We start from the raw sequence: 19504 nt of genomic DNA, 5'->3' as shown, positions 1-19504 counted from the left end.
AAAGCGGCTCCCTATTGACGTAGCAAACCAAATTCTTACTATCTAATCATCGATAGAGGAAAGGTAAGAATGGCAACCGCAACTCTCTCCGCCAAGTTCCAGATCTCCATTCCGAAGGAAGTGCGCGAACAGCAGCACTGGTCCGCAGGCCAGGAATTCGTCTTTATCCCGAAGGGCAAAGGTGTCCTGCTCATCCCCATTCCCGAACTCGCCGATCTCAAGGGCATGGCCAAAGGCGCCGACCCCACCAACTATCGCGACAGGAAAGACCGGTTCTGATGCGCGTCGTCGACAGCTCGGCTTGGATCGAATGGCTGACACAAGGCCCGGCAGCAGACCGCCTGCAGGGCGAAATGCCCATGCGCACAGAATGTATCGTCCCGACTATCGTCCAACTCGAACTCGCCAAATGGCTGGAGCGCGAACGTGGTGAGGACGCCGTCGATTCATTCTTCGCCTATACAGCCACCTGCATCATTGTGCCCCTCGATACAACGCTCGCTCGCCGCGCCGCCGAAGTGTCGGCCAGACGTAAACTCGCGCTCGCCGATGCGATCATCTATACCACAGCCGAATTGCACGATGCGGACGTCCTGACACTGGACGCGCATTTCAAAAACCTGGACCGCGTGGTTTATATCGAGAAGAACTCGTGATCATGTTTTTTGATCGCCGGACTCTCGCGGCGATTAGAACGCTTGCTTCTATCGGCGCCGGCCTTCGCCGTATCCTTCACAAACGGCATGTCGCCTTCTATCGCATAGAACCGGAAGGCGTGCTCATCCTTGATATTATCGGAGCTGACCAACTCCCCGAAAAACATCTTCAACCCGACCAATAATCGAGATCGATACCCATGACTCGCCGAGATGACACATCCGCTTTTTACGACGACAACGCCGAGACTTACGCCACCCGCGATCGCAAGCCGAAGGCGACAAGGCTCGATGCCTTCCTAGCCGCCCTCCCCGAACAGGCACGCATCCTGGAACTTGGCTGCGGTGGTGGACAGGACTGCGCCTACATGCTGTCCAAGGGCTTCGACGTCACTCCGACGGATGGCTCGGCTAAGCTTGCCCGGCAGGCCGAGAAGCTGGTCGGCAGGCCGGTAAAGGTCATGCGCTTCGAAGATCTCTCGGCCAGCGAGGAATTCGGTGGCGTCTGGGCGGAGGCGAGCCTCCTGCATGTGCCTCGCGCAGATCTCCCCAGCATCCTCACCCTCATCCGCAACGCCCTGAAGCAGCAGGGCGTCTTCCACGCGAGCTTCAAGGCCGGTACCACCGAAGGCCATGACAGCTTCGGTCGCTATTACAACTATCCTTCGAGCGAATGGCTGCAGGAGTTGCTCGTTGCCGGAGGCTGGAGGGATATCGCGATCAATGAAGCCGATGGCGGCGGCTACGACAACAAGCCGACCCGCTGGCTGTATCTCAGCGCCAGTAAATGAAAAGGCCGGAACTTTCGTCCCGGCCTCTCATAATCACAATCTTGGAACCGCTTAGTTGACCGACTTGTCGACCAGCTTGTTCTTGCCGATCCAGGGCATCATGGCGCGCAGCTTCGTGCCCACTTCTTCGATCTGATGGCTGTCGTTCAGGCGGCGGATGCCCTTGAAGCGCGAGCCGCCGGCGCGGTATTCCTGCATCCACTCGGAGGTGAACTTACCGGTCTGGATGTCCTTGAGGACGCGCTTCATCTCAGCCTTGGTCTCGTCGGTGATGATGCGCGGACCTGTGACATATTCGCCCCACTCGGCCGTGTTGGAGATCGAGTAGTTCATGTTGGCGATGCCGCCTTCATAGATCAGGTCGACGATCAGCTTCACTTCGTGCAGGCACTCGAAATAGGCCATTTCCGGAGCGTAACCGGCTTCGGTGAGCGTTTCGAAACCGGCGCGGATGAGCTCGACGAGACCGCCGCAGAGAACGACCTGTTCGCCGAAGAGGTCGGTTTCGCACTCTTCGCGGAAGTTGGTTTCGATAATGCCCGAACGGCCGCCGCCGACGCCGCAGGCGTAGGAGAGAGCGAGTTCAAGCGCGTTGCCGGACGCGTTCTGGTGAACGGCGACGAGGCAGGGAACGCCGCCGCCCTTCTGGTATTCGCCGCGAACCGTGTGACCCGGACCCTTCGGGGCGATCATGACGACGTCGACCGAAGCCTTCGGCTCGATGAGGCCGAAATGAACGTTGAGGCCATGTGCGAACGCGATGGCTGCGCCGTCGCGAATGTTCGGAGCGATGTCGGCCTTGTAGATATCGGCCTGCAGTTCATCCGGGGTTGCCATCATCATCAGGTCGGCCCAGGCGGCAGCTTCGGCAACCGTCATGACCTTGAAGCCGTCGGCTTCGGCCTTCTTGACGGTCGGCGAACCGGCCTTGAGCGCGATGACGACGTTCTGGGCGCCGGAATCCTTGAGGTTCAGCGCATGGGCACGACCCTGCGAACCATAGCCGATGACGGCGACCTTCTTCGACTTGATGAGGTTGAGATCGGCATCACGATCGTAATAGACGCGCATTGAAATTCCTTCCCTTTTGCTTGTCTTGTTGACTGTCAGTAAAGCGGTCAGCCGAGGATCGGCATCTCCGCCAGAACTTTCTCCGTGCCGTAGAGGCGCAGGAAGGCTGTGACCGCCTTCTCCGCCTGACGTGCAGTATCCTTGAGCCCCGGTTCTCCGAGCAGCATGCGCACATGCAAATCGGAAACGATGAGGCCGTAAAGCGTATGATAGGCCTCATCGGCATCCATAAAACGCAGCAGCCCTGCCCTTTTTCCCGCATCGATCAGCGCCATGGCACGGCGGTCGATCTGCCGGCGGCCGCGTTCGAGCAAGAGCTTGCCGAGCTTGGAACCGTCGCGATGCGCCTCATGTGCGCTGGCATGGCCGATCGCCAGCCGGTTCAGCGCCAGCGATACGTCACCGGCCAGAACCTCCAGCAGATCGCGGGCGAAGATGACGAGATGGTCGTGCAGGCTCGTATAGGTTAGCCGCTCGCCGCTGCGCTCGAAGGTGCGCACCTTGCTCGCCTGATAGGCGATCATCGCAGACAGCAGACCGTCACGATCGCCGAACCATTTATAGAGGCTTTCCTTGGAGCAGTTGGCGGCACGCGCCACGCCCGAGGTCGTCAGCGCCTTCTCCCCGCCATCGACGAGAAGCTGCAGCGCCTGCTCCAGAACAGCGTTCTGGCGTGGCGAAAACTCGCTCGGCTCTGCGACATCGACTGACACGGTTTCAACTCCCCAATTACGTACCGTACGGTACGGTTCGCGGCGTTTATGCGCCAAATCGCAGGCTCCCGTCAAGAACCGTCAGGAGATTTTTTCGTATCATATGAAACAGTGGAATTCGGCTGTTCGAAGGCAGACAAATCGCCGAGCATCGAAGCCCAAGGAGAATCGCCCGTGAAAACAATAGCCCTCACCGCCGCCCTGTCGCTTACCCTCGCTCTCCCGGCCTTTGCCGCCGAGACGCGCTGCGGCTGGATCCAGAACCCTACGCCTGCCAACTGGTGGCTGGACGATGCGGAAAACACCTGGACGATCATGACGCAGGGGAGCGATGACGAGCCCGAAGGCATGGATCTCATCCCCGACATTTCAGAGCACGACTATGTGCGCACCAACGGCAATTACGGCTATGCCTGCGCCTGCATGAGTGTCGAGACCGATGGCAAGGAACACATCACGCGCATACTCTCCTTCCGCCAGCTGAACCTCGCGAAATGCCGCAACGACAAGGCACTGAAATTTCCGGGCTGAGCTTATTCCGCTGCGACAGCATCCCGCGCGCCATCGACATCGCGTGCGGGCGATGCGCCGTAGAGGCGGCTGTACTCGCGGCTGAACTGCGACGGGCTCTGATAGCCGACCTGATGGCCGGCAGTCCCTGCATCCAGCCGCTCCACCAGCATCAGCCGGCGCGCCTCATGCAGGCGAAGCTGCTTCTGATATTGCATCGGCGTCATCGCCGTCACCGATTTGAAGTGGTGATGAAAGGAGGATGCGCTCATGCTGACATGGTCGGCCAGTTCCTCGATGCGCAGCGGCCGGGCGAAATTCTCCTTCAGCCAGGCGACGGCGCGCGCGATCCTGTTGCTGTGGCTGTCGGCCGTGGCGATGTTGATCAGCCGCTCGCCATCCGGCCCGGTCAGGATCCGATAGAGGATTTCCTGCTCGATCAGCGGCGCCATGGCCGGAATGTCGTCTGGACGATCGAGCAAGCGTAAGAGGCGCACGGCAGCGTCCAGAAGCTCCGGCGGTGCGACGTTGACGGTCATGCCGCGCTGCCCGTCCGTATGGGCGGCCGGGCGCGGAATATCGATGCGGCTCAAGAGTTCGAGCAGCTTTTCGGAGTCGATCGCGAGCCCCAGACAGAGATGCGGCACCTCGGGGCTCGCCTCGGCGATACGCCATGCGACCGGCAGATCGAGCGAGGTCAGAAGATAGTCTCCGGTTCCATAGCTGATGAATTCACTGCCGAGACGAAGGCTCTTGGCGCCTTGCAGCACAAAGGCAAAGCAGGGCTTGTAGCTGCTATGCAGCGGATCGCTGGGATTGGAGCGGCGGCTGATGTGGAGATTGCCGATCGACGTACGGAACTCGCCATCATCAGGCGCAAAGCGCATCGCGATATCGACGATTTCCTGATAGGGATTGAAGGGCAATGTCATGCGGCAACTCTTTCTGTGCGACGCCGGGGATACCGCTTCTATCTAGGCCGCCTTTTTCATTTCGCAAACAGGTGGCCCGCTCACTTTTGCAGGATCGTGCAAAAAGCTGAGAGTATCGCTCTAACGCCTTGGCACAGTTCGGCGCAATAGTCCGACAATCCTCTTACCCACCCCTCCAAAAACGAAAAAGGATGGTTCCCATGCCTATCGCAAGAGGCTACGCCGCGACTGACGCTTCCAAGCCGCTGACCCCCTTCACCTTCGAACGCCGTAATCCGAACCCGGATGATGTCGTGATCGCGATCAAGTTTGCCGGCATCTGCCATTCGGATATCCACACTGTCCGCAATGAATGGAAGAATGCCGTTTATCCGATCGTACCGGGCCATGAGATCGCCGGCATCGTCACGGCTGTCGGTTCCGAAGTGACCAAGTTCAAAGTCGGCGACCGCGTCGGCGTCGGCTGCTTCGTGGATTCCTGCGTCGGCTGCGCTACCCGCGATCTCGACCGCGAACAGTATATGCCCGGCCTCGTCGGCACCTACAACGAGTTCGAAGCCGACGGCAAGACCCGCACCCAGGGCGGCTATTCCGACTCGATCGTCGTCAAGGAAGGCTATGTCATGTCCATTCCGGACAACCTTCCGCTCGATGCCTCCGCGCCGCTGCTTTGCGCCGGCATCACGCTCTATTCGCCGCTGCGCCACTGGAAGGCCGGTCCTGGCAAGAAGGTCGCGATCGTCGGCATGGGCGGCCTCGGCCATATGGGCGTCAAGCTCGGTGCGGCCATGGGTGCCGATATCACCGTGCTCTCCCAGACCCTTTCCAAGAAGGAAGACGGCCTGAAGCTCGGCGCCAAGGAATATTACGCCACCAACGACCCAGAGACCTTCACGAAGCTCCGCGGCGCCTTCGACCTCGTCATCTGCACCGTCAGCGCCGAAATCGACTGGAACGCCTATCTCGGTCTCGTCAAGGTTGACGGCGCCTTCGTTGTCGTCGGCGTTCCCGAAAACGCGATCCCGGTCCACGCCTTCTCGCTGGTCCCCGGCCGCAAGAGCATTTCCGGCTCGATGATCGGCTCGATCAAGGAAACCCAGGAAATGCTCGACTTCTGCGGCGAGCATAACATCGTTTCCGAAATCGAGAAGATCAACATCCAGCAGGTCAACGAAGCCTATGAGCGGGTGCTGAAGAGCGACGTGCGCTACCGCTTCGTCATCGACATCGCCTCGCTGGCAGCCTGATGAAATGAAAAGGGCGGCTCCGGAAGCCGCCCTTAGACTGCTGAGCCCGCATCCGCACTTTCGTCATGCTCGGGCTTGTCCCGAGCATCTGCGACGTAGCGGATCCTCGGGACAAGCTCGAGCATGACGCCGAGCAAGCAGCGGACGCTCGTCAATAAACTGATGTCAGCGTCAAAAACTGCCCTTTTCCTGCCGGCACCCTCACAAGACGTGAAAGCAAAATACCTCTCCCTACCCGTCGTCGCGCATCGTCTCGCGCTGGGTGATCAGCCGGGCGCTGTGCTGGCCGCTAAGATAAATCCACAGCCAGTTCCAGGCGACGGTAAAGCGCGAGCGCGTGCCGATCAGGAAGTAGATATGCGCAAGACCCCAGATCCACCAGGCGAGCCAGCCCTTGAGCTTGAAGCGGCCGAAATCGATGATGGCAGCACTCTTGCCGATCGTCGCCAGGCTGCCCTGATGCCAGTATTTGAACGGCGCCGGCGCAGGCTTGCCGGATATGCGGGCGCGAATGACCTTCGCCACATAGCCGCCCTGCTGCTTGGCGGCCGGCGCAATGCCCGGCACCGGCTTGCCGTTTTCCCTGATGACGGAGGCCGTATCGCCGATCACGAAGACATCGGGCAGGCCTGGTGCGGTCAGATCCTTCTCGACGATAGCGCGCCCTGCCCGGTCGGCCGGCACGCCAAGCCAGCGCGCCGCATGCGAGGCCTGCACGCCCGCCGCCCAGACGATCGTCCGGCTCGGAATGAAGTTTTCGCCAACAGTCACGCCATCAGCCGTGCACTGCGTCACCGGCGTTCCCCTCAGCACCTCGACGCCGAGCTTTTCCAGTGCCTTCTGCGCATAGGCCGAAAGCTCCTCGGCAAAGGCGGGCAGCACGCGCGGACCGGCCTCGATCAGCACGACGCGGGTCTTGTGCGTGTCGATCTTGCGGAATTCCTTCGGCAGCGTGAAATGCGCCAGCTCGGCAATGATACCGGCAAGCTCGACGCCCGTCGGGCCTGCGCCGACGATGGAAAAGGTCAAAAGCGCGTCGCGTGCGGCCGGATCACTTTCCACTTCCGCTCGCTCGAAGGCGAGCAGCACGCGGCGGCGGATCGTTGTCGCATCCTCCAGCGTCTTCAGGCCAGGTGCCACCGGCTCCCATTCGTCGTGACCGAAATAGGCATGCGTGGCGCCGGTGGCGAGCACCAGCGTGTCGTAGTTCAGCACCATGCCGCTGCGCAGCGAAACACTCTTTGCCTTGACATCGACGCCATTGACCTCGCCGAGCAGCGTCGTCACCTCGGGCCGGTCGGCGTAGAGATGGCGGATCGGCCAGGCGATCTCCGAGGTGGATAGGATTGTCGTTGCCACTTGATAAAGCAGCGGCTGGAAGAGATGGTGGTTGCGCCGGTCGATGAGCGTGATCTTCGCACCCGCACCCTTCAATCCGTTGACGAGCTGCAGCCCGCCGAAGCCGCCGCCGACAACGACGACATGATGTTCGCTCATGACCCTACCCTTTCGTCATTGCGCTGCAACAAATGTCGCCTTTCGAACGAAGGTTTCAACCGCCGTTTCGGCATATCTCCCCACAACGTCAGGCATAGGAGACGGGTATGGACGTACCATGTTTCAACAGTTCCATCGAGATCGAAGCCGACACGTCGAAAAGCTCGATTCTGCGCACGATCCGTTTGTAGATGACATCGTAATGCTCCACGCGCGGCAGTACGATCTTGAGGATGTAATCATAATTGCCCGTCAGCCGGTGCGCCTCGACAATCTCGGGAATGTCACTGATCGCCCGCCGGAAGCTCTCCGTCCACTCGTCGGAGTGATGTGCCGTCTTGATGAGCGCAAACAGCGTCGTCGGCACGCCCATCCGCTCCCGGTCGAGCACGACGATGCGCCGCGCGATATAACCGCTCTCCTCCAGCCGCTGGATGCGCCGTGAGCAAGCCGAGACCGAAAGCGCCACGCGTTCTGCAAGATCGGTCACGGAGATGCTCGCATCATTCTGCAGGATATCGAGAATCCGCCTGTCGCGATCGTCGATCATGATGAACCTACGCTGGAATTTTGCAGGAAACTGAAAAATGACACAAAAGTTTAGCACAGAACAATGCCAAAGCACAAACAACGCAAACACACCGCGCCCGATTTGCCGCATCATCAACGCATCCTAAAACACCAGAGGGAGCGACCATCCATGAAAACAATCGGCCTGATCGGCGGCATGAGCTTTGAAAGTTCCGCAGTCTATTACCGCCTCATCAACGAGATGGTGCGCGAGCGCCTGGGCGGACTGGCCTCCGCCGAGCTCGTTCTGCATTCAGTGAATTTCGAGGAGATCGTTGCCCTGCAGAAGGCCGGCGCCTGGGATATGGCTGCCTCCCGCCTCGGCGATGTTGCGTTGCGCCTGCAGATTGCCGGAGCCGATTGCGTGCTCATCTGCACCAACACCATGCATCTGATCGCGCCCGAAGTTGCAACACACATCTCCGTGCCGCTGATCCACATTATCGACGAGACCGCCACGACGATCCATGCAGCAGGCTGCAAGCGCCCGCTGCTGCTCGCCACGCGCTACACGATGGAGCACGGCTTCTATACCGACCGCATGAAGAGCCTCGGTCTGGACATCGTCGTGCCTGATGCCGCCGACCGCACGACCGTCCATGACATCATCTTCAACGAGCTCTGCGCCGGCAAGGTGCTCGACAGCTCACGTGAAAAACTGATGGCCGTAATCGAACGCGCCCACGCCAAGGGCGCCGACAGCATCATCCTCGGCTGCACCGAGATCTGCCTCATCCTCGATCCCGATCATCTGCCCCTGCCCGGCTTCGACACGACGACGATCCACGCCCGCGCCGCCGTCGATTTCGCCTTCGAGGGAGAACTCCCAAACGAAGAAGAAGACGCGGCTTGAGTCATCAATTTAGTTGACTCAGTCAAATAAAAGCAGCAGGGTTTCTGTCAGGAGACCCTGCCATGACCGATATTGCCCTCATCGAATCCGCCCGCGAATTCAATCGCTTCTACACGAACTTCCTCGGCCTTCTGAACAAGGCCTATCTCGATACCTCCTTCACGCTGACGGATGCGCGCGTGCTCTTCGAGATCGGCGCCCACAATGGCGTCAATGCCGGCGCCCTCGCCCGCGACCTGCAGCTAGACCCCGCCTATCTGAGCCGCATCCTCAAGCGCTTCCGCGAGGAAGAGCTGATCGAGGCAACGCTCGATCCCGCCGATCAGCGCAGCCAGATTCTCACTGTCACCGCCAAGGGACGCGCTCAGTTCGAAGAGCTTGGCAGCCGCTCCAATGCCCAGATCGCTGCCCGCTTCGACACGCTGGCCGATGGCGAGCCGCAGGCCGCCGTTGCCGCGATGCAGACCATCCGCGCGATCCTTGACCCTCAGGCAAAACCGGCGAGCGCCATCATCCGCCCGCATCGCGCCGGTGACATCGGCTGGATCGTCCAGAGCCAGGGACGCTTCTATGCCGAGGAATATGGCTGGGACCTGCGTTTCGAAGGGCTGGTCGCCGAAGTCGCCGGAAAGTTCCTCGCCAATTTCGACCCCGAGATGGAGCATTGCTGGATCGCCGAGCGCAGCGGCATTAATCTCGGCTCGGTGCTGATCACCAATGGCGGCGACGGCATCGCCAAACTCCGCCTGCTCTATGTCGACAAGGCCGCCCGCGGCCTCGGTCTCGGCAAACAGCTTGTCGATGAGTGCATCACCTTCTCGCGCCGCAAGGGCTACAAGCAGATCTCGCTCTGGACCAACGACTTCCTCCATACTGCCCGCGCCATCTACCAAAAGGCCGGTTTCCGGCTTGTCTCCGAGGAGAGACACCGAATGTTCGGCCCTGAGGCCAATGGCCAGACCTGGGTACTCGATCTCTGATTTTGCTGCGTCGCAGAAATTTTACTTGATTTGGAAACGGTCATTCCCTAATTAGGCGCCATGACCGTTGACACCCTGACATCCGATGTGAAGACCCGCAGCCGTGGCCGCCCGCGCGAGTTCGATATGGACGCAGCCCTCGATGCTGCGCTGCGCGTCTTCTCCGAGCGCGGCTACCACGCCGCCTCGATCAGCGAACTGACCGAAGCCATGGGCCTTGCCTCAGGCAGCGTCTACAAGGCTTTCAAGGACAAGCGCGGCATCTTCCTTGCTGCCTTCAAGCGCTATCGTCAACTCGGCCGCGGCCGGCTGGAGGCGAAAATCGCATCCGTAAAGACCGGCCGCGAAAAGGTCTTCCAGATGGTCACGTATTACACCGAGCTTTCCCATGGCGAAGCTGGCCTCAAGGGCTGTCTCGTCGTCGGCGGCGCAAACGATCTCTCGCTGCTGGACGAAGAAGCGGCAGAACATGTAGCCGCCGCCTTTTCCGCCGACGAAAAGCTGATGGCCGATCTCATCCGTATCGGCCAGGCCGATGGCACCATTCCGCCGACCGTAGACCCGGATGCCACGGCCCTCACCTTCCTCTGCCTCACCAAGGGCCTGCGCGTCATCGGGAGGACGGGACGCGGCGAGAAAGAGATGATGGCTGCGGCAGAGGCCGCAATGCGGCTCGTGACTTGACGACCGAAATACCGTCATTCGGTCAGGGATCGGGTGGCGGCAGACGATTAAATTGCATTCAATCCTCCCAATTATTGCCCTACTGGAGTTTCTGATGAGCGTTTCAGCCACCACGCCGGATGCGGCCATGCCCCGCGCCCTATCCCCCTGGCTAACCTTCCTTTTTGCAGCTTCCTGCGGCTTTGTCGCCGCCAACCTCTATTACGGCCAGCCGCTTGCCGGCCTGATCAGCGCCGATCTCGGCTTCTCGCCGGCCGCAACCGGCCTCATCGTCACGCTGACGCAGATCGGCTACGGCCTTGGCCTTCTGCTCCTGGTGCCGCTTGCCGACCTCTTCGAAAACCGCCGTCTCATCCTGACACTGACTGTCGGCTCCGCACTTGCCCTCATCGGCGCGGCCTTCTCCTCCACGCCATCAATGTTTCTGACGGCCTCGCTCTGCATCGGCCTCGCCTCGGTCGCAGCTCAGGTTCTCGTTCCCTTCGCCGCCAGCATGGCGCCGGATGCCACGCGCGGCCAGGTCGTCGGCAATGTCATGAGCGGCCTGCTCTGCGGCATCATGCTCGCCCGCCCCTTCGCAAGCCTCGTTGCCGAAGCATCCTCATGGCACATGGTCTATTACGTCACAGCCGCCGTCATGATCGCACTCGGCATCGTACTGCGCGCCAACCTGCCGGCCCGCGTCCCTCACACGAAGCTGCGTTATGGGGAGCTGCTGGCCTCCATGGGACATCTGGCGCTGAACTCGCGCGTGCTGCAGCGCCGCGCCCTTTATCAGGCCGGCATGTTCGGTGCCTTCAGCCTCTTCTGGACGACGGCGCCGCTGCTGCTCGCAAGCCCCGCCTTCGGCATATCGCAGAGCGGCATCGCCCTTTTTGCGCTCGCTGGCGCCGCCGGCGCCATCGCCTCGCCGATCGCCGGTCGCCTGGCCGACCGCGGCATGACGAAGGTCGCCTCCACGCTCGCCATGCTGCTCGGCATGGGCTCTTTCCTCATCAGCCATTTCGCCACGGACGGCTCGCTGACGGCGCTCATCCTGCTGACGGCCGCGGCGATCCTCCTGGATTTCGGCGTGACGACCAACCTCGTCTGTGGCCAGCGCGCGATCTATGGGCTGAGCCCGGAACATCGCGGCCGCCTGAACGGCCTGTTCATGGCAACCTTCTTCACTGGCGGTGCCATCGGCTCCGCACTCGGCGGCTGGGCTTACGCAACCGGCGGCTGGACGATGGCCGCCTGGATCGGCTTCTGCTTCCCGGCGCTCGCCTTCCTGTTCTTCCTCACGGAAGGCCGTGAGAAGTAATCAAGTCCGGATCAGGCGGCTCGTCCCCCTGATCCCTCTTTTATTGTTCTGCGTCAAAGCGCAGCCGCGCGGCGCGAACCTCGTCATGGTTCGCCTCGGCCCAGTTCAGAAGCTGCGACAACGCCGTGTAGAGCGAGCGGCCGAGATCGGTCATCCGGTATTCCACGCTCGGCGGCTTCGTCGGAAAAACCTCCCGCTCGATATAGCCGTCCCGCTGCAGGTCGCGCAGCGACTGGGTCAGCATGCGCTGGGAAATATCGGGGATCATTCGGCGCAACTCGCCGAAGCGATAGGGCTGCTTGGCAAGCGCCTCGAGAAGCAGCGTCGACCACTTGCCGCCGATCTGCTGCAACACGTCTCGAACCGGGCAATTGGTAAAATCCAGGCTGGCAAGATCGATCTCCCGCCGCGCACCTCCCGGCCCATCGGCCGGTCCTTTTGGTTGGCGCGCTCTGGCTTTCAGACTGACGACTGTTCCGGCCATAGATGGTTCCCTTTTGGTAACGAACTCCCGAAAAACTGCCTTCTTTACAGCCTCAGGTCAATTCCTATTCTAGTGTTACTCTCTTTTTGAGACCACCTGTCAAACCACTAGAGGACACCATGAGCGAAACCATTCTCGTCACCGGCGCTGCAGGCCAACTCGGCCAGCGTGTCATCCATCATCTGGTCGAAAGCTATAAGGTCGCTCCGGCCAATATCGTCGCCGCGACCCGCAGCCCGGAAAAGCTCGCGACCCTCGCCGCCACGGGTGTCGTAACCCGCAAGGCAGATTTCGATGATGCCGCCAGCCTCGAAGCCGCTTTCGCCGGTGTCGACCGTCTGCTGATCATCAGCACTGACGCCCTCGACACGCCGGGCAAGCGCCTGACCCAGCACAAGGCTGCTGTCGCCGCTGCCGTAAAGGCCGGTGTGAAGCACATCAGCTACACCTCCATGCCCGCCCCTGATAATTCGCTCGTCACCTTCGCGCCCGATCATCTCGGCACCGAAAACGCCATCAAGGAAAGCGGCATCCCCTACGCGATCGTGCGCGACGCCTGGTATCACGACAACTATCTGCACGGCATGCCGCACAATCTGCAGACCGGAAAATGGTTCACTTCGGCCGGCGACGGCAAGATCTCGACCATCTCGCGTGACGACTGCGCACTCGCCATCGCTTCGGTCCTCGCCGCCGGAAGCACCGGCACCTACACGCTGACCGGCAAGCAGTCGCTGACCTCAAAGGAAATCGCCACCCTCGTTACCGAGGCCACCGGCAAACCGCTTGATGTCGTTGATGTGACCGACGAACAGCTCGGCCAGGGCATCCGCGGCGCCGGCCTGCCGGGCTTCGTCGCCGACATGCTGGTTTCTGCCGACGCCACGATCCGCGCCGGCAAGTTCGACATCGTCACCGACGATTTCACCAAGCTGACGGGCAAGGAGCCACAGCCGCTCAAGGACTATTTCGTCGCCAACAAGGCCGCTCTCACCGCCTGAGCCGGCCTCAAGGCTCGCCCTCGCGTCCACCGAGGGCGGGCCTCTCCTTTCAGATCTTCTGGCCGCAGGCCCGGCAGAAACGGCGCACCGTTTCCGCCATGCCATATTCCAGCGCATCCGCCGTCAGCCCGTGACCGATCGAAACTTCGGCGAGAGCAGGAATGCGCTTCACAAGCGCGGGCAGGTTTGCCACTGTCAGGTCATGGCCGCCATTGACGGCAAGGCCGAGCGCTATCGCCGCATCCGCCGTCTGGCCGAGCCCCTCGAGAATCGGCCCTACCCGCTCCGGCGCATCGTAGCAGCCGCCATAGGGACCGGTGTAAAGCTCGATTCGATCGGCGCCCGTCGCCTTCGCGGCTTTCACCGCCTCCGCGTCGCCATCGCCGTCGGCAAACAGTGAAACGCGACATCCCATCTTTTTCAGCCGCGCCACGACATCGGTGAGAAACGCCTGATGCTTGCGGAAATCCCAGCCATGGTCGGAGGTCGCCTGCGAGGGATCGTCAGGCACCAGCGTCACCTGCTCCGGCGCAGCACCAGCACAAAGCTCCAGGAATTCCTCGGTCGGATAACCTTCGATATTGAATTCGGCTTCCGGAAATTCGTCGTCGATCAGATTGCGGATGACCGGAAGGTCGGAAAAGCGGATATGCCGCTGGTCCGGCCGCGGATGCACGGTCAGCCCCGAAGCGCCGGCGGCAAGCGCGATGCGCCCGAGCCCTTCCACGCTTGGCCAGGGCAGATCGCGCCGGTTGCGCAGCATGGCGATGGCATTGAGGTTCACGGAAAGTTTGGCGGGCATGGCGAGATCCATCAGCGCTTGAAAAACTGGCCCTGCTTTTAAGCCAAGCAGCCCGCGAAGGCCAATGAGATTCGCGCATGCATTCATGCCTGGCCTTGATGGCTGCACGCCACGATGATTGAAGTCAGGGCGGACCGAAAAACAGTAATTCTCGCTCCCGTCGAAGATCATTGGTCAACGACGGCGAACAGTGTGGTTTCATCATACCACACGTCAAGCAAGAGGCGGATTGAGATGCCGCAACATTGCTATCCCATTTAAAAACGGTTATTTTTAGCACTTACAAAAGAACACGTCCGCGCCTAATGTGGACGTCGCGTAACGAGTAAGTACGCCGAGTCCTGCTTCTTCCAACGATAAGAACGCTAGAGGAAAACCCCGCTCGCCGCGCTCCGGAAGCAACTGGCAAAGCCGCATGAGGTGCAACTATCTGCCCCAGGAGGGTTCATGCCAGACGGTTCCAAGCGTTTGTTTGCTGCCGCCGGTATCGCTTCGGAGGCCCGGTCGAAATACCGGTTCCTGCCTTCGGCCGCTTTGCCGCCGGATCTCCCACACGGTCCCGTTCCGATCGCCGACATGGCGAACGCTTTCGGCGTCACGCACAGGACATTGCATTTCTACGAAGAGAAGGGCCTGATTTCCGCAAACCGCATCGGCCTGATGCGCGTTTACGATCAGGATGACGTCATGCGCATGGCAGTCATCACCGCCTGCCGCGAAACCGGCATGCCGATCGCCGTCATCCAGGAATTGATGGATGTTTTGCGCGGCGCGGCCTCGCAGGAAGAGGCCGAGTCGATCTTCCACGAGGCCCTTTCCCAGCGCAGGCGCGAGCTGACGGCCGAGATGTCGACGTTGCATCGACAGCTGCAGCAGGTGAGCGACCTTCTCGATTACGACAGCAGCCTCGACCTGCCGCCGATCAACGACAACAGGGATCCGGCAAGCCTGACCGATCAGGAACGCCAGTGCCTGGAGCTGATGGCCGAGGGATATTCGACGCCGCGCATCGCCCGCGCCCTCGACCTCAAGCATGAGGAAGCACGCGCGCTCGAAGCCGATATCATTCTGAAATTCCACGCCAACAACCGCTTCCAGGCCATCGCCAAGGCGGTTCTCCTCGGCGTTGTGCAGGCCTGATTCCCATCTCCGTCAGCGGCCGCCACCGCTTTCCTGCGCGCGAACATTATTCTTCGGCAAGGCCCGTCAGCCGACGCCAATCCCTAGCGGACGCCAACCTTCAGCGGACGATCGTAAGCGTCTCTGCCGCGCGTGTGATCGCCGTATAGAGCCAGCGCTCGCGCGTGTCGCGGAAGGCCCAGCTTTCGTCGAACAGCACGACATTGTTCCACTGCGAACCCTGCGCCTTATGCACCGTCAGCGCATAGCCGTAGTCGAACTCGTCATAGCGTTTGCGCGTGTTCCAGGGAATCTCGCCTTCCACATTCTCGAAGGCCTGCTTCAGGAGCTTGATCTTCGCAGCCCCCCGATCCATGTCGTCGTCTTCAGGGCGGACCAGCAGGTTGATGCCGGGCTTCGTCGTTTCCTTGGACGAGGTCATGACCTGCCAGAGCGAGCCGTTGAGCAGGCCCTTGGCCGGGTCGTTGCGCAGGCAGACCAGCTTGTCGCCGGTCTGCGGATGTTCGGTCGTAAAACCTTTGAGTTCCCGCAGGCGCTGATTATAGCGTCGCCGCGTCTTGTTGGTGCCGACGAGCACCTGATCGGCATCCATGACCAGCGGCTGCGTCACCTCGTTCTTCGAGATCACCTGCGCCGTGCCATAGTCGCCATACATGATCTCGTTGCCCTCACGCACCTGCATGGCAAGCTTGATGATCGGGTTGTCGCGTGCCTGCCGGTGGATATCCGTCAGCAGATAATCCGGCTCCTGATTGGTGAAATAGCCGCCGCCCGACACCGGCGGCAGCTGGCCGGGATCGCCGAGCACCAGGATCGGCGTGCCGAAGCTCATCAGGTCCTTGCCGAGCGCCTCGTCCACCATCGAGCACTCGTCGACGATGATCAACGCCGCCTTGGCGACCGGGCTCTGGCGGTTGATGGAAAACATCGGCGCGATCGAGGTCTTGCCGGTTTCCTCGTCCTCCACCTCTTCCTCGCCGCGCGGCCGGTAGATCAGCGAATGGATGGTCTTGGCATTCGATGCCCCGCGCGAGCGCAGCACCTGCGCCGCCTTGCCGGTGAAGGCGGCAAACAGAACATCGCCATCGACATGCTCGGCAAAATGCTTGGCAAGCGTCGTCTTGCCCGTTCCGGCATAGCCGAACAGACGGAAGAGCGGAGACCTACCTTCCTTCAGCCAGTTCGAAACGGCCTTCAGAGCTTCATCCTGTTGAGGGGCGAATTGCATGGAAGCGACTTGGCAGGATTCGCATCGCGTAGGCAAGGCGGAAATTCACCTCAAACGCAGACGTGCCGGAGCGAAAATCTCCGGCACGCTTTATTCGCGCTGGCTCCAATGAGCAGCATCATCGCTTACTTGCTCGAAGCCGCCTCTTCGATCAGCTTTGCGACCTTGTCGGGATGTGAGACCATCACGACATGGGATGCGCCCGATACCACGACGGTATCCTTCGAATGCGCGCGGTCGGCCATCCACTGCAGAGCCTTTGCCGGAATGTTCTTATCTGCATCGCCATAGACGAAATAGGCCGGGATCGTCTTCCAGGCTGCCTTGTCGCTTGCCTCGTTAAGCGCGGCGTCGGTGATCGGGCGCTGCGTCGCCGCCATCAGCTTGGCCTCGTCTTCCGGCACGTCGGCTGCAAACTGATCATGGAACTTGGCCTGATCGATATAAAGATCCTTGACGCCGCCATCGAGCGCAACGGGCTCGGCAAGCGCGGTTGCCAGCGTGCCGCCCGGAAATTTGCCCGAGAGCGCCGCCGCCGTTTCACCGCTATCGGGTGCGAAAGCGGCGACGTAGACCAGCGATTTCACGTTTGTTGACGAAGACGCAGCCTCTGTTATCACAGAGCCGCCATAGGAATGGCCGACGAGTACGACAGGGGTTTTGATGCCCGCAACGACGCGCCTGATATAATCGCCATCAGACTTAACCCCGCGAAGCGGATTGGCAGCAGCGACCACCGAGTAGCCATCCTTTTCGAGCTTTTCGATGACGCCGTTCCAGCTCGACGCATCGGCAAAAGCGCCATGCACCAGAACCACCGTCGGCTTCGCATCTGCCGAAAACGAAGGAGAAGCCATCGCGGCTAGCGCACTGGCAACCAGTGCAATCTTCAGAAAATTACGCATGTTGTGTTCCTTTCGAATGCCAACGCTAAAATCAATAATGCACAATTTAATTGTGCGCAATAGAAATAGAACGCACGAAGGCTTCACTCTTCCGTGAGACTGAAATTTCAGGATCGCAAGCCGACCGAGGATGATCGCAATCGGCCCTATTTCGCGCCGCTAGCTTTTCGCGGCTTCCCGAATGATCCGCTCACGTAGAACCCCAACGAGATAAAGCGACCCCGTGAGGATCACCCAGGCGCCGGTGCCGGCAGCCCGCTCGAGCGCCTTCTCGTAAGCCTTCTGCGGATCGTCGATCACTTCGCTGGCAAGGCCGATCGTGTCGGCAAGCTCTCGCAGTTCGGCAGGCGAACGAAAACGGTCCGAAACCGACGTGAAGATCGGCGAGACACCGTAACCGCCCATCACTTCGAGGAGCCCGGCGGCATCCTTATCCGCCGCAATCGCAACGACCGCGATACCCGGTCCGGCAAACCCCTCCATGCCGAAGAGATCGTCCAGCACAGCTTCGAGATTGAAGGGCACATGCGCCCCGTCGAGCGCGACGGAAACGCCCCTGCCCGCGACGGGCACGACGAAATGCTCCAACCGACCCGGCAATTGTGATTCCTGCTCGGCCGCCTTGTCGATCAGCCATCCGCCGACCTTCCGGCCATCCTGCGCCTCCACGCCGAGTTCGCCCAGCACGTCGAGTGCGGCACCTGCAACGGCGACATTGCGCTCGGCAATCGTCTTCAGCCCGGAAAAATCCGGCCGGATAAGCCGCGCTTCGATTTCGACAGCGCGCTTGGCAATGACCGCGCCCGCCTCATCGTCGGCCTCAACCGGTGTCACCACCGTCGAATGCGGCTTGATGATGCCGGCCTTTTCGAAGGCGATGGCGGCGCGCGTCTTGCCCAATATCTCCGTATGTTCGAGGCCGATATTGGTGATGATGGAAACGTCGCTCGCAACGATATTGGTGGAATCCAGCCTCCCGCCGAGACCCGTCTCGACCACGGCCCATTTTACGCCCGCATCCCGGAAGATCAGGAAGCCGGCCGCCGTCAGCATATCGAACCATGTCGCAGCCTCTGCCGCTGTCCCTTCCGTCCTTGCAGCGCGCAAGGCATCGAGCGCCAGGAAGAGCGCCTCGGCCAGCACAGCCTCCTCAACCGGCCGGCTGTTGATGCTGACACGCTCGGAAATGTGCTCCACATGCGGCGACGCATAACGCCCGACGGAAATGCCGGCATGGCGCAGCCCCGCTTCGAGCAGCGCCGAGGTCGAGCTCTTGCCCTTGGTGCCCGCCACATGGATCGAGCGGAAGGCGTGGTGCGGATTGCCGAGACGGGCGGAGAGATCAATGATCGGCTCCAGTCCGACGCGCATTTCGCCGCGCGGACGCTGTTCCCAGTTGGTGAGCTGATCAAGTTGCGAAAGGGCTTCGATAAGGCGAGGATTCTGGTTCTGCATGGGCATGGTACACGGCTACAAGGATTCATTTTGTGCCCAGGCGAGCGGCATCGACAACCTGCGCTTCCCGATGGTTCTCCATCTGTCTCGCCAGTCACGCAGGCGGGCCGACACTAGCATATTCCGAGACCCTGCCTAGCCTTCGAAGCGTCATCGAAACCGCTCCGCCGCGACCCCATGTGGCTTTCAACGGGAGCTGCGGATCGGGAAAAAGAAAGCGGGAATAAATCGGCAGCCTGCCGTGTCTCATGTCCGGTAACGCAAGAATGCGTGCCTAACCCGAGGAGAGAGACTATGAAGTCCGTGAAATTCCTGTCCGTGCTGGCGCTCGTCGCTGCCACCGCCACCGCAGCCTTCGCCGCCCCCGCCGTCACGTCAGTCGAATCGGCCAAGGGTAAGGTTCTTGCCGGCGAAAAGGGCATGACGCTCTACACCTACAAGAAGGACGAAAAGGGCGTCTCGAACTGCTACGACAAGTGCGCCACCAACTGGCCGCCCTTCCTCGCCGCTTCCGACGCCAAGGCCGATGGTGCATACTCGCTCGTCGAACGCAAGGATGGAAAGAAGCAGTGGGCCAAGGACGGCATGCCGCTCTATTATTGGGTGAAGGACATGAAGTCCGGCGACATCACCGGCGACGGCGTCGGCGGTGTCTGGGACCTCGCAAAGCCCTGATGAGGCA

The 19504-nt window shown here is 60.9% G+C and carries 22 protein-coding genes, 1 pseudogene and 1 riboswitch; of the genes and pseudogenes, 13 read left to right on the top strand and 10 right to left on the bottom strand.

Features of this window, described 5'->3' with window-relative positions; all coding sequences use genetic code 11:
* Positions 1–69 precede the first annotated feature (69 nt).
* The 4 genes and pseudogenes from FHT87_RS17515 (at position 70) to FHT87_RS17505 (ending at position 1447) form a co-directional block, all read left to right on the top strand.
* On the top strand, positions 70–279 hold the full coding sequence (locus FHT87_RS17515; protein WP_183736053.1) for an AbrB/MazE/SpoVT family DNA-binding domain-containing protein: 210 nt from the start codon (positions 70–72) through the stop codon (positions 277–279).
* Positions 279–656, top strand: a complete 378-nt coding sequence (locus FHT87_RS17510) for a type II toxin-antitoxin system VapC family toxin (protein ID WP_183736052.1) — start codon at positions 279–281, stop codon at positions 654–656. The genes FHT87_RS17515 and FHT87_RS17510 overlap by 1 nt, the downstream gene beginning before the upstream one ends.
* A 50-nt stretch (positions 657–706) precedes the next feature.
* Positions 707–841, top strand: a pseudogene (locus tag FHT87_RS31240) (type II toxin-antitoxin system RelE/ParE family toxin); the annotation flags it as partial.
* Between the two features lie 15 nt (positions 842–856).
* Positions 857–1447: a class I SAM-dependent methyltransferase gene (locus FHT87_RS17505; RefSeq protein ID WP_183736051.1), complete on the top strand. Its 591-nt coding sequence runs from the start codon at positions 857–859 to the stop codon at positions 1445–1447.
* Positions 1448–1498: 51 nt separating this feature from the next.
* On the opposite strand, the gene ilvC is transcribed toward FHT87_RS17505, so the two are convergent.
* On the bottom strand, positions 1499–2518 hold the full coding sequence (gene ilvC, locus FHT87_RS17500; protein ID WP_183736050.1) for a ketol-acid reductoisomerase: 1020 nt from the start codon (positions 2516–2518) through the stop codon (positions 1499–1501).
* A gap of 47 nt (positions 2519–2565) precedes the next feature.
* Positions 2566–3231, bottom strand: coding sequence for a TetR/AcrR family transcriptional regulator (locus tag FHT87_RS17495; protein WP_183736049.1), 666 nt, complete (start codon positions 3229–3231; stop codon positions 2566–2568).
* Positions 3232–3405: 174 nt separating this feature from the next.
* Between FHT87_RS17495 and FHT87_RS17490 the strand changes: the two genes are divergently transcribed.
* A complete protein-coding gene (locus FHT87_RS17490; RefSeq protein WP_348649376.1) occupies positions 3406–3762 on the top strand; it encodes a DUF4087 domain-containing protein in 357 nt (118 codons plus the stop codon).
* 2 nt (positions 3763–3764) lie between these two features.
* Here FHT87_RS17490 and FHT87_RS17485 read toward each other — a convergent pair whose 3' ends face one another.
* Positions 3765–4673: an AraC family transcriptional regulator gene (locus FHT87_RS17485; RefSeq protein WP_183803538.1), complete on the bottom strand. Its 909-nt coding sequence runs from the start codon at positions 4671–4673 to the stop codon at positions 3765–3767.
* Positions 4674–4873: 200 nt separating this feature from the next.
* Between FHT87_RS17485 and FHT87_RS17480 the strand changes: the two genes are divergently transcribed.
* Entirely contained in the window at positions 4874–5920 is a 1047-nt protein-coding gene (locus FHT87_RS17480; RefSeq protein WP_183803536.1) for an NAD(P)-dependent alcohol dehydrogenase, read from the top strand.
* A 231-nt stretch (positions 5921–6151) separates the two neighbouring features.
* Here the strand turns inward: FHT87_RS17480 and FHT87_RS17475 are convergent, their stop codons facing one another.
* Together FHT87_RS17475 and FHT87_RS17470 are read right to left on the bottom strand one after the other, a co-directional pair.
* A complete protein-coding gene (locus FHT87_RS17475; RefSeq protein ID WP_183803533.1) occupies positions 6152–7417 on the bottom strand; it encodes an NAD(P)/FAD-dependent oxidoreductase in 1266 nt (421 codons plus the stop codon).
* Between the two features lie 88 nt (positions 7418–7505).
* Positions 7506–7967, bottom strand: coding sequence for an Lrp/AsnC family transcriptional regulator (locus tag FHT87_RS17470; RefSeq protein WP_183736044.1), 462 nt, complete (start codon positions 7965–7967; stop codon positions 7506–7508).
* A 150-nt stretch (positions 7968–8117) separates the two neighbouring features.
* Here FHT87_RS17470 and FHT87_RS17465 point away from each other — a divergent pair, with 150 nt between their 5' ends.
* The 4 genes from FHT87_RS17465 (at position 8118) to FHT87_RS17450 (ending at position 11807) form a co-directional block, all read left to right on the top strand.
* Positions 8118–8840, top strand: coding sequence for an aspartate/glutamate racemase family protein (locus tag FHT87_RS17465; protein WP_183803530.1), 723 nt, complete (start codon positions 8118–8120; stop codon positions 8838–8840).
* Positions 8841–8902: 62 nt separating this feature from the next.
* Positions 8903–9820, top strand: a complete 918-nt coding sequence (locus tag FHT87_RS17460) for a bifunctional helix-turn-helix transcriptional regulator/GNAT family N-acetyltransferase (protein WP_183803527.1) — start codon at positions 8903–8905, stop codon at positions 9818–9820.
* A 60-nt stretch (positions 9821–9880) separates the two neighbouring features.
* Entirely contained in the window at positions 9881–10504 is a 624-nt protein-coding gene (locus FHT87_RS17455; protein WP_183803525.1) for a TetR/AcrR family transcriptional regulator, read from the top strand.
* A 94-nt stretch (positions 10505–10598) separates the two neighbouring features.
* The gene (locus FHT87_RS17450) at positions 10599–11807 is read left to right on the top strand and encodes an MFS transporter (protein WP_183803522.1); all 1209 of its coding nucleotides are present in this window, start codon (positions 10599–10601) and stop codon (positions 11805–11807) included.
* A 40-nt stretch (positions 11808–11847) separates the two neighbouring features.
* Here the strand turns inward: FHT87_RS17450 and FHT87_RS17445 are convergent, their stop codons facing one another.
* A complete protein-coding gene (locus tag FHT87_RS17445) occupies positions 11848–12291 on the bottom strand; it encodes a helix-turn-helix domain-containing protein (protein WP_183803519.1) in 444 nt (147 codons plus the stop codon).
* 119 nt (positions 12292–12410) lie between these two features.
* Here FHT87_RS17445 and FHT87_RS17440 point away from each other — a divergent pair, with 119 nt between their 5' ends.
* Positions 12411–13292 carry an SDR family oxidoreductase gene (locus FHT87_RS17440; protein WP_183736038.1) on the top strand — a complete coding sequence of 294 codons (882 nt, stop codon included), beginning with the start codon at positions 12411–12413 and terminating at the stop codon, positions 13290–13292.
* A 49-nt stretch (positions 13293–13341) separates the two neighbouring features.
* On the opposite strand, the gene FHT87_RS17435 is transcribed toward FHT87_RS17440, so the two are convergent.
* Positions 13342–14094 (bottom strand): pyridoxine 5'-phosphate synthase, encoded by a 753-nt coding sequence (locus tag FHT87_RS17435; protein ID WP_183736037.1) that lies wholly within the window; start codon positions 14092–14094, stop codon positions 13342–13344.
* A gap of 447 nt (positions 14095–14541) precedes the next feature.
* On the opposite strand from FHT87_RS17435, the gene FHT87_RS17430 reads away from it, so the two are divergent.
* Positions 14542–15234, top strand: coding sequence for a MerR family transcriptional regulator (locus FHT87_RS17430; protein WP_183736036.1), 693 nt, complete (start codon positions 14542–14544; stop codon positions 15232–15234).
* A gap of 100 nt (positions 15235–15334) precedes the next feature.
* On the opposite strand, the gene FHT87_RS17425 is transcribed toward FHT87_RS17430, so the two are convergent.
* From FHT87_RS17425 to FHT87_RS17415, 3 genes are all read right to left on the bottom strand, one after another.
* Positions 15335–16462, bottom strand: a complete 1128-nt coding sequence (locus FHT87_RS17425) for an ATP-dependent RecD-like DNA helicase (protein WP_183736035.1) — start codon at positions 16460–16462, stop codon at positions 15335–15337.
* Positions 16463–16587: 125 nt separating this feature from the next.
* Complete coding sequence (locus FHT87_RS17420; RefSeq protein WP_246698252.1) at positions 16588–17319, bottom strand: alpha/beta hydrolase; 732 nt, start codon at positions 17317–17319, stop codon at positions 16588–16590.
* Between the two features lie 207 nt (positions 17320–17526).
* Positions 17527–18828, bottom strand: coding sequence for a Mur ligase family protein (locus tag FHT87_RS17415; protein WP_348647673.1), 1302 nt, complete (start codon positions 18826–18828; stop codon positions 17527–17529).
* A gap of 21 nt (positions 18829–18849) precedes the next feature.
* A riboswitch (ZMP/ZTP riboswitch) is annotated at positions 18850–18930 on the bottom strand.
* A 186-nt stretch (positions 18931–19116) separates the two neighbouring features.
* Here FHT87_RS17415 and FHT87_RS17410 point away from each other — a divergent pair.
* Positions 19117–19497: a hypothetical protein gene (locus FHT87_RS17410; RefSeq protein ID WP_183736033.1), complete on the top strand. Its 381-nt coding sequence runs from the start codon at positions 19117–19119 to the stop codon at positions 19495–19497.
* The last annotated feature ends 7 nt before the right edge of the window (positions 19498–19504 follow it).

The sequence above is a fragment of the Rhizobium sp. BK316 genome (genome assembly GCF_014193695.1).
Lineage (GTDB): Bacteria > Pseudomonadota > Alphaproteobacteria > Rhizobiales > Rhizobiaceae > Rhizobium.
The sequence above is the reverse complement of the archived record's forward strand: the minus strand, read 5'-3'. Positions and strand labels throughout refer to the sequence as shown.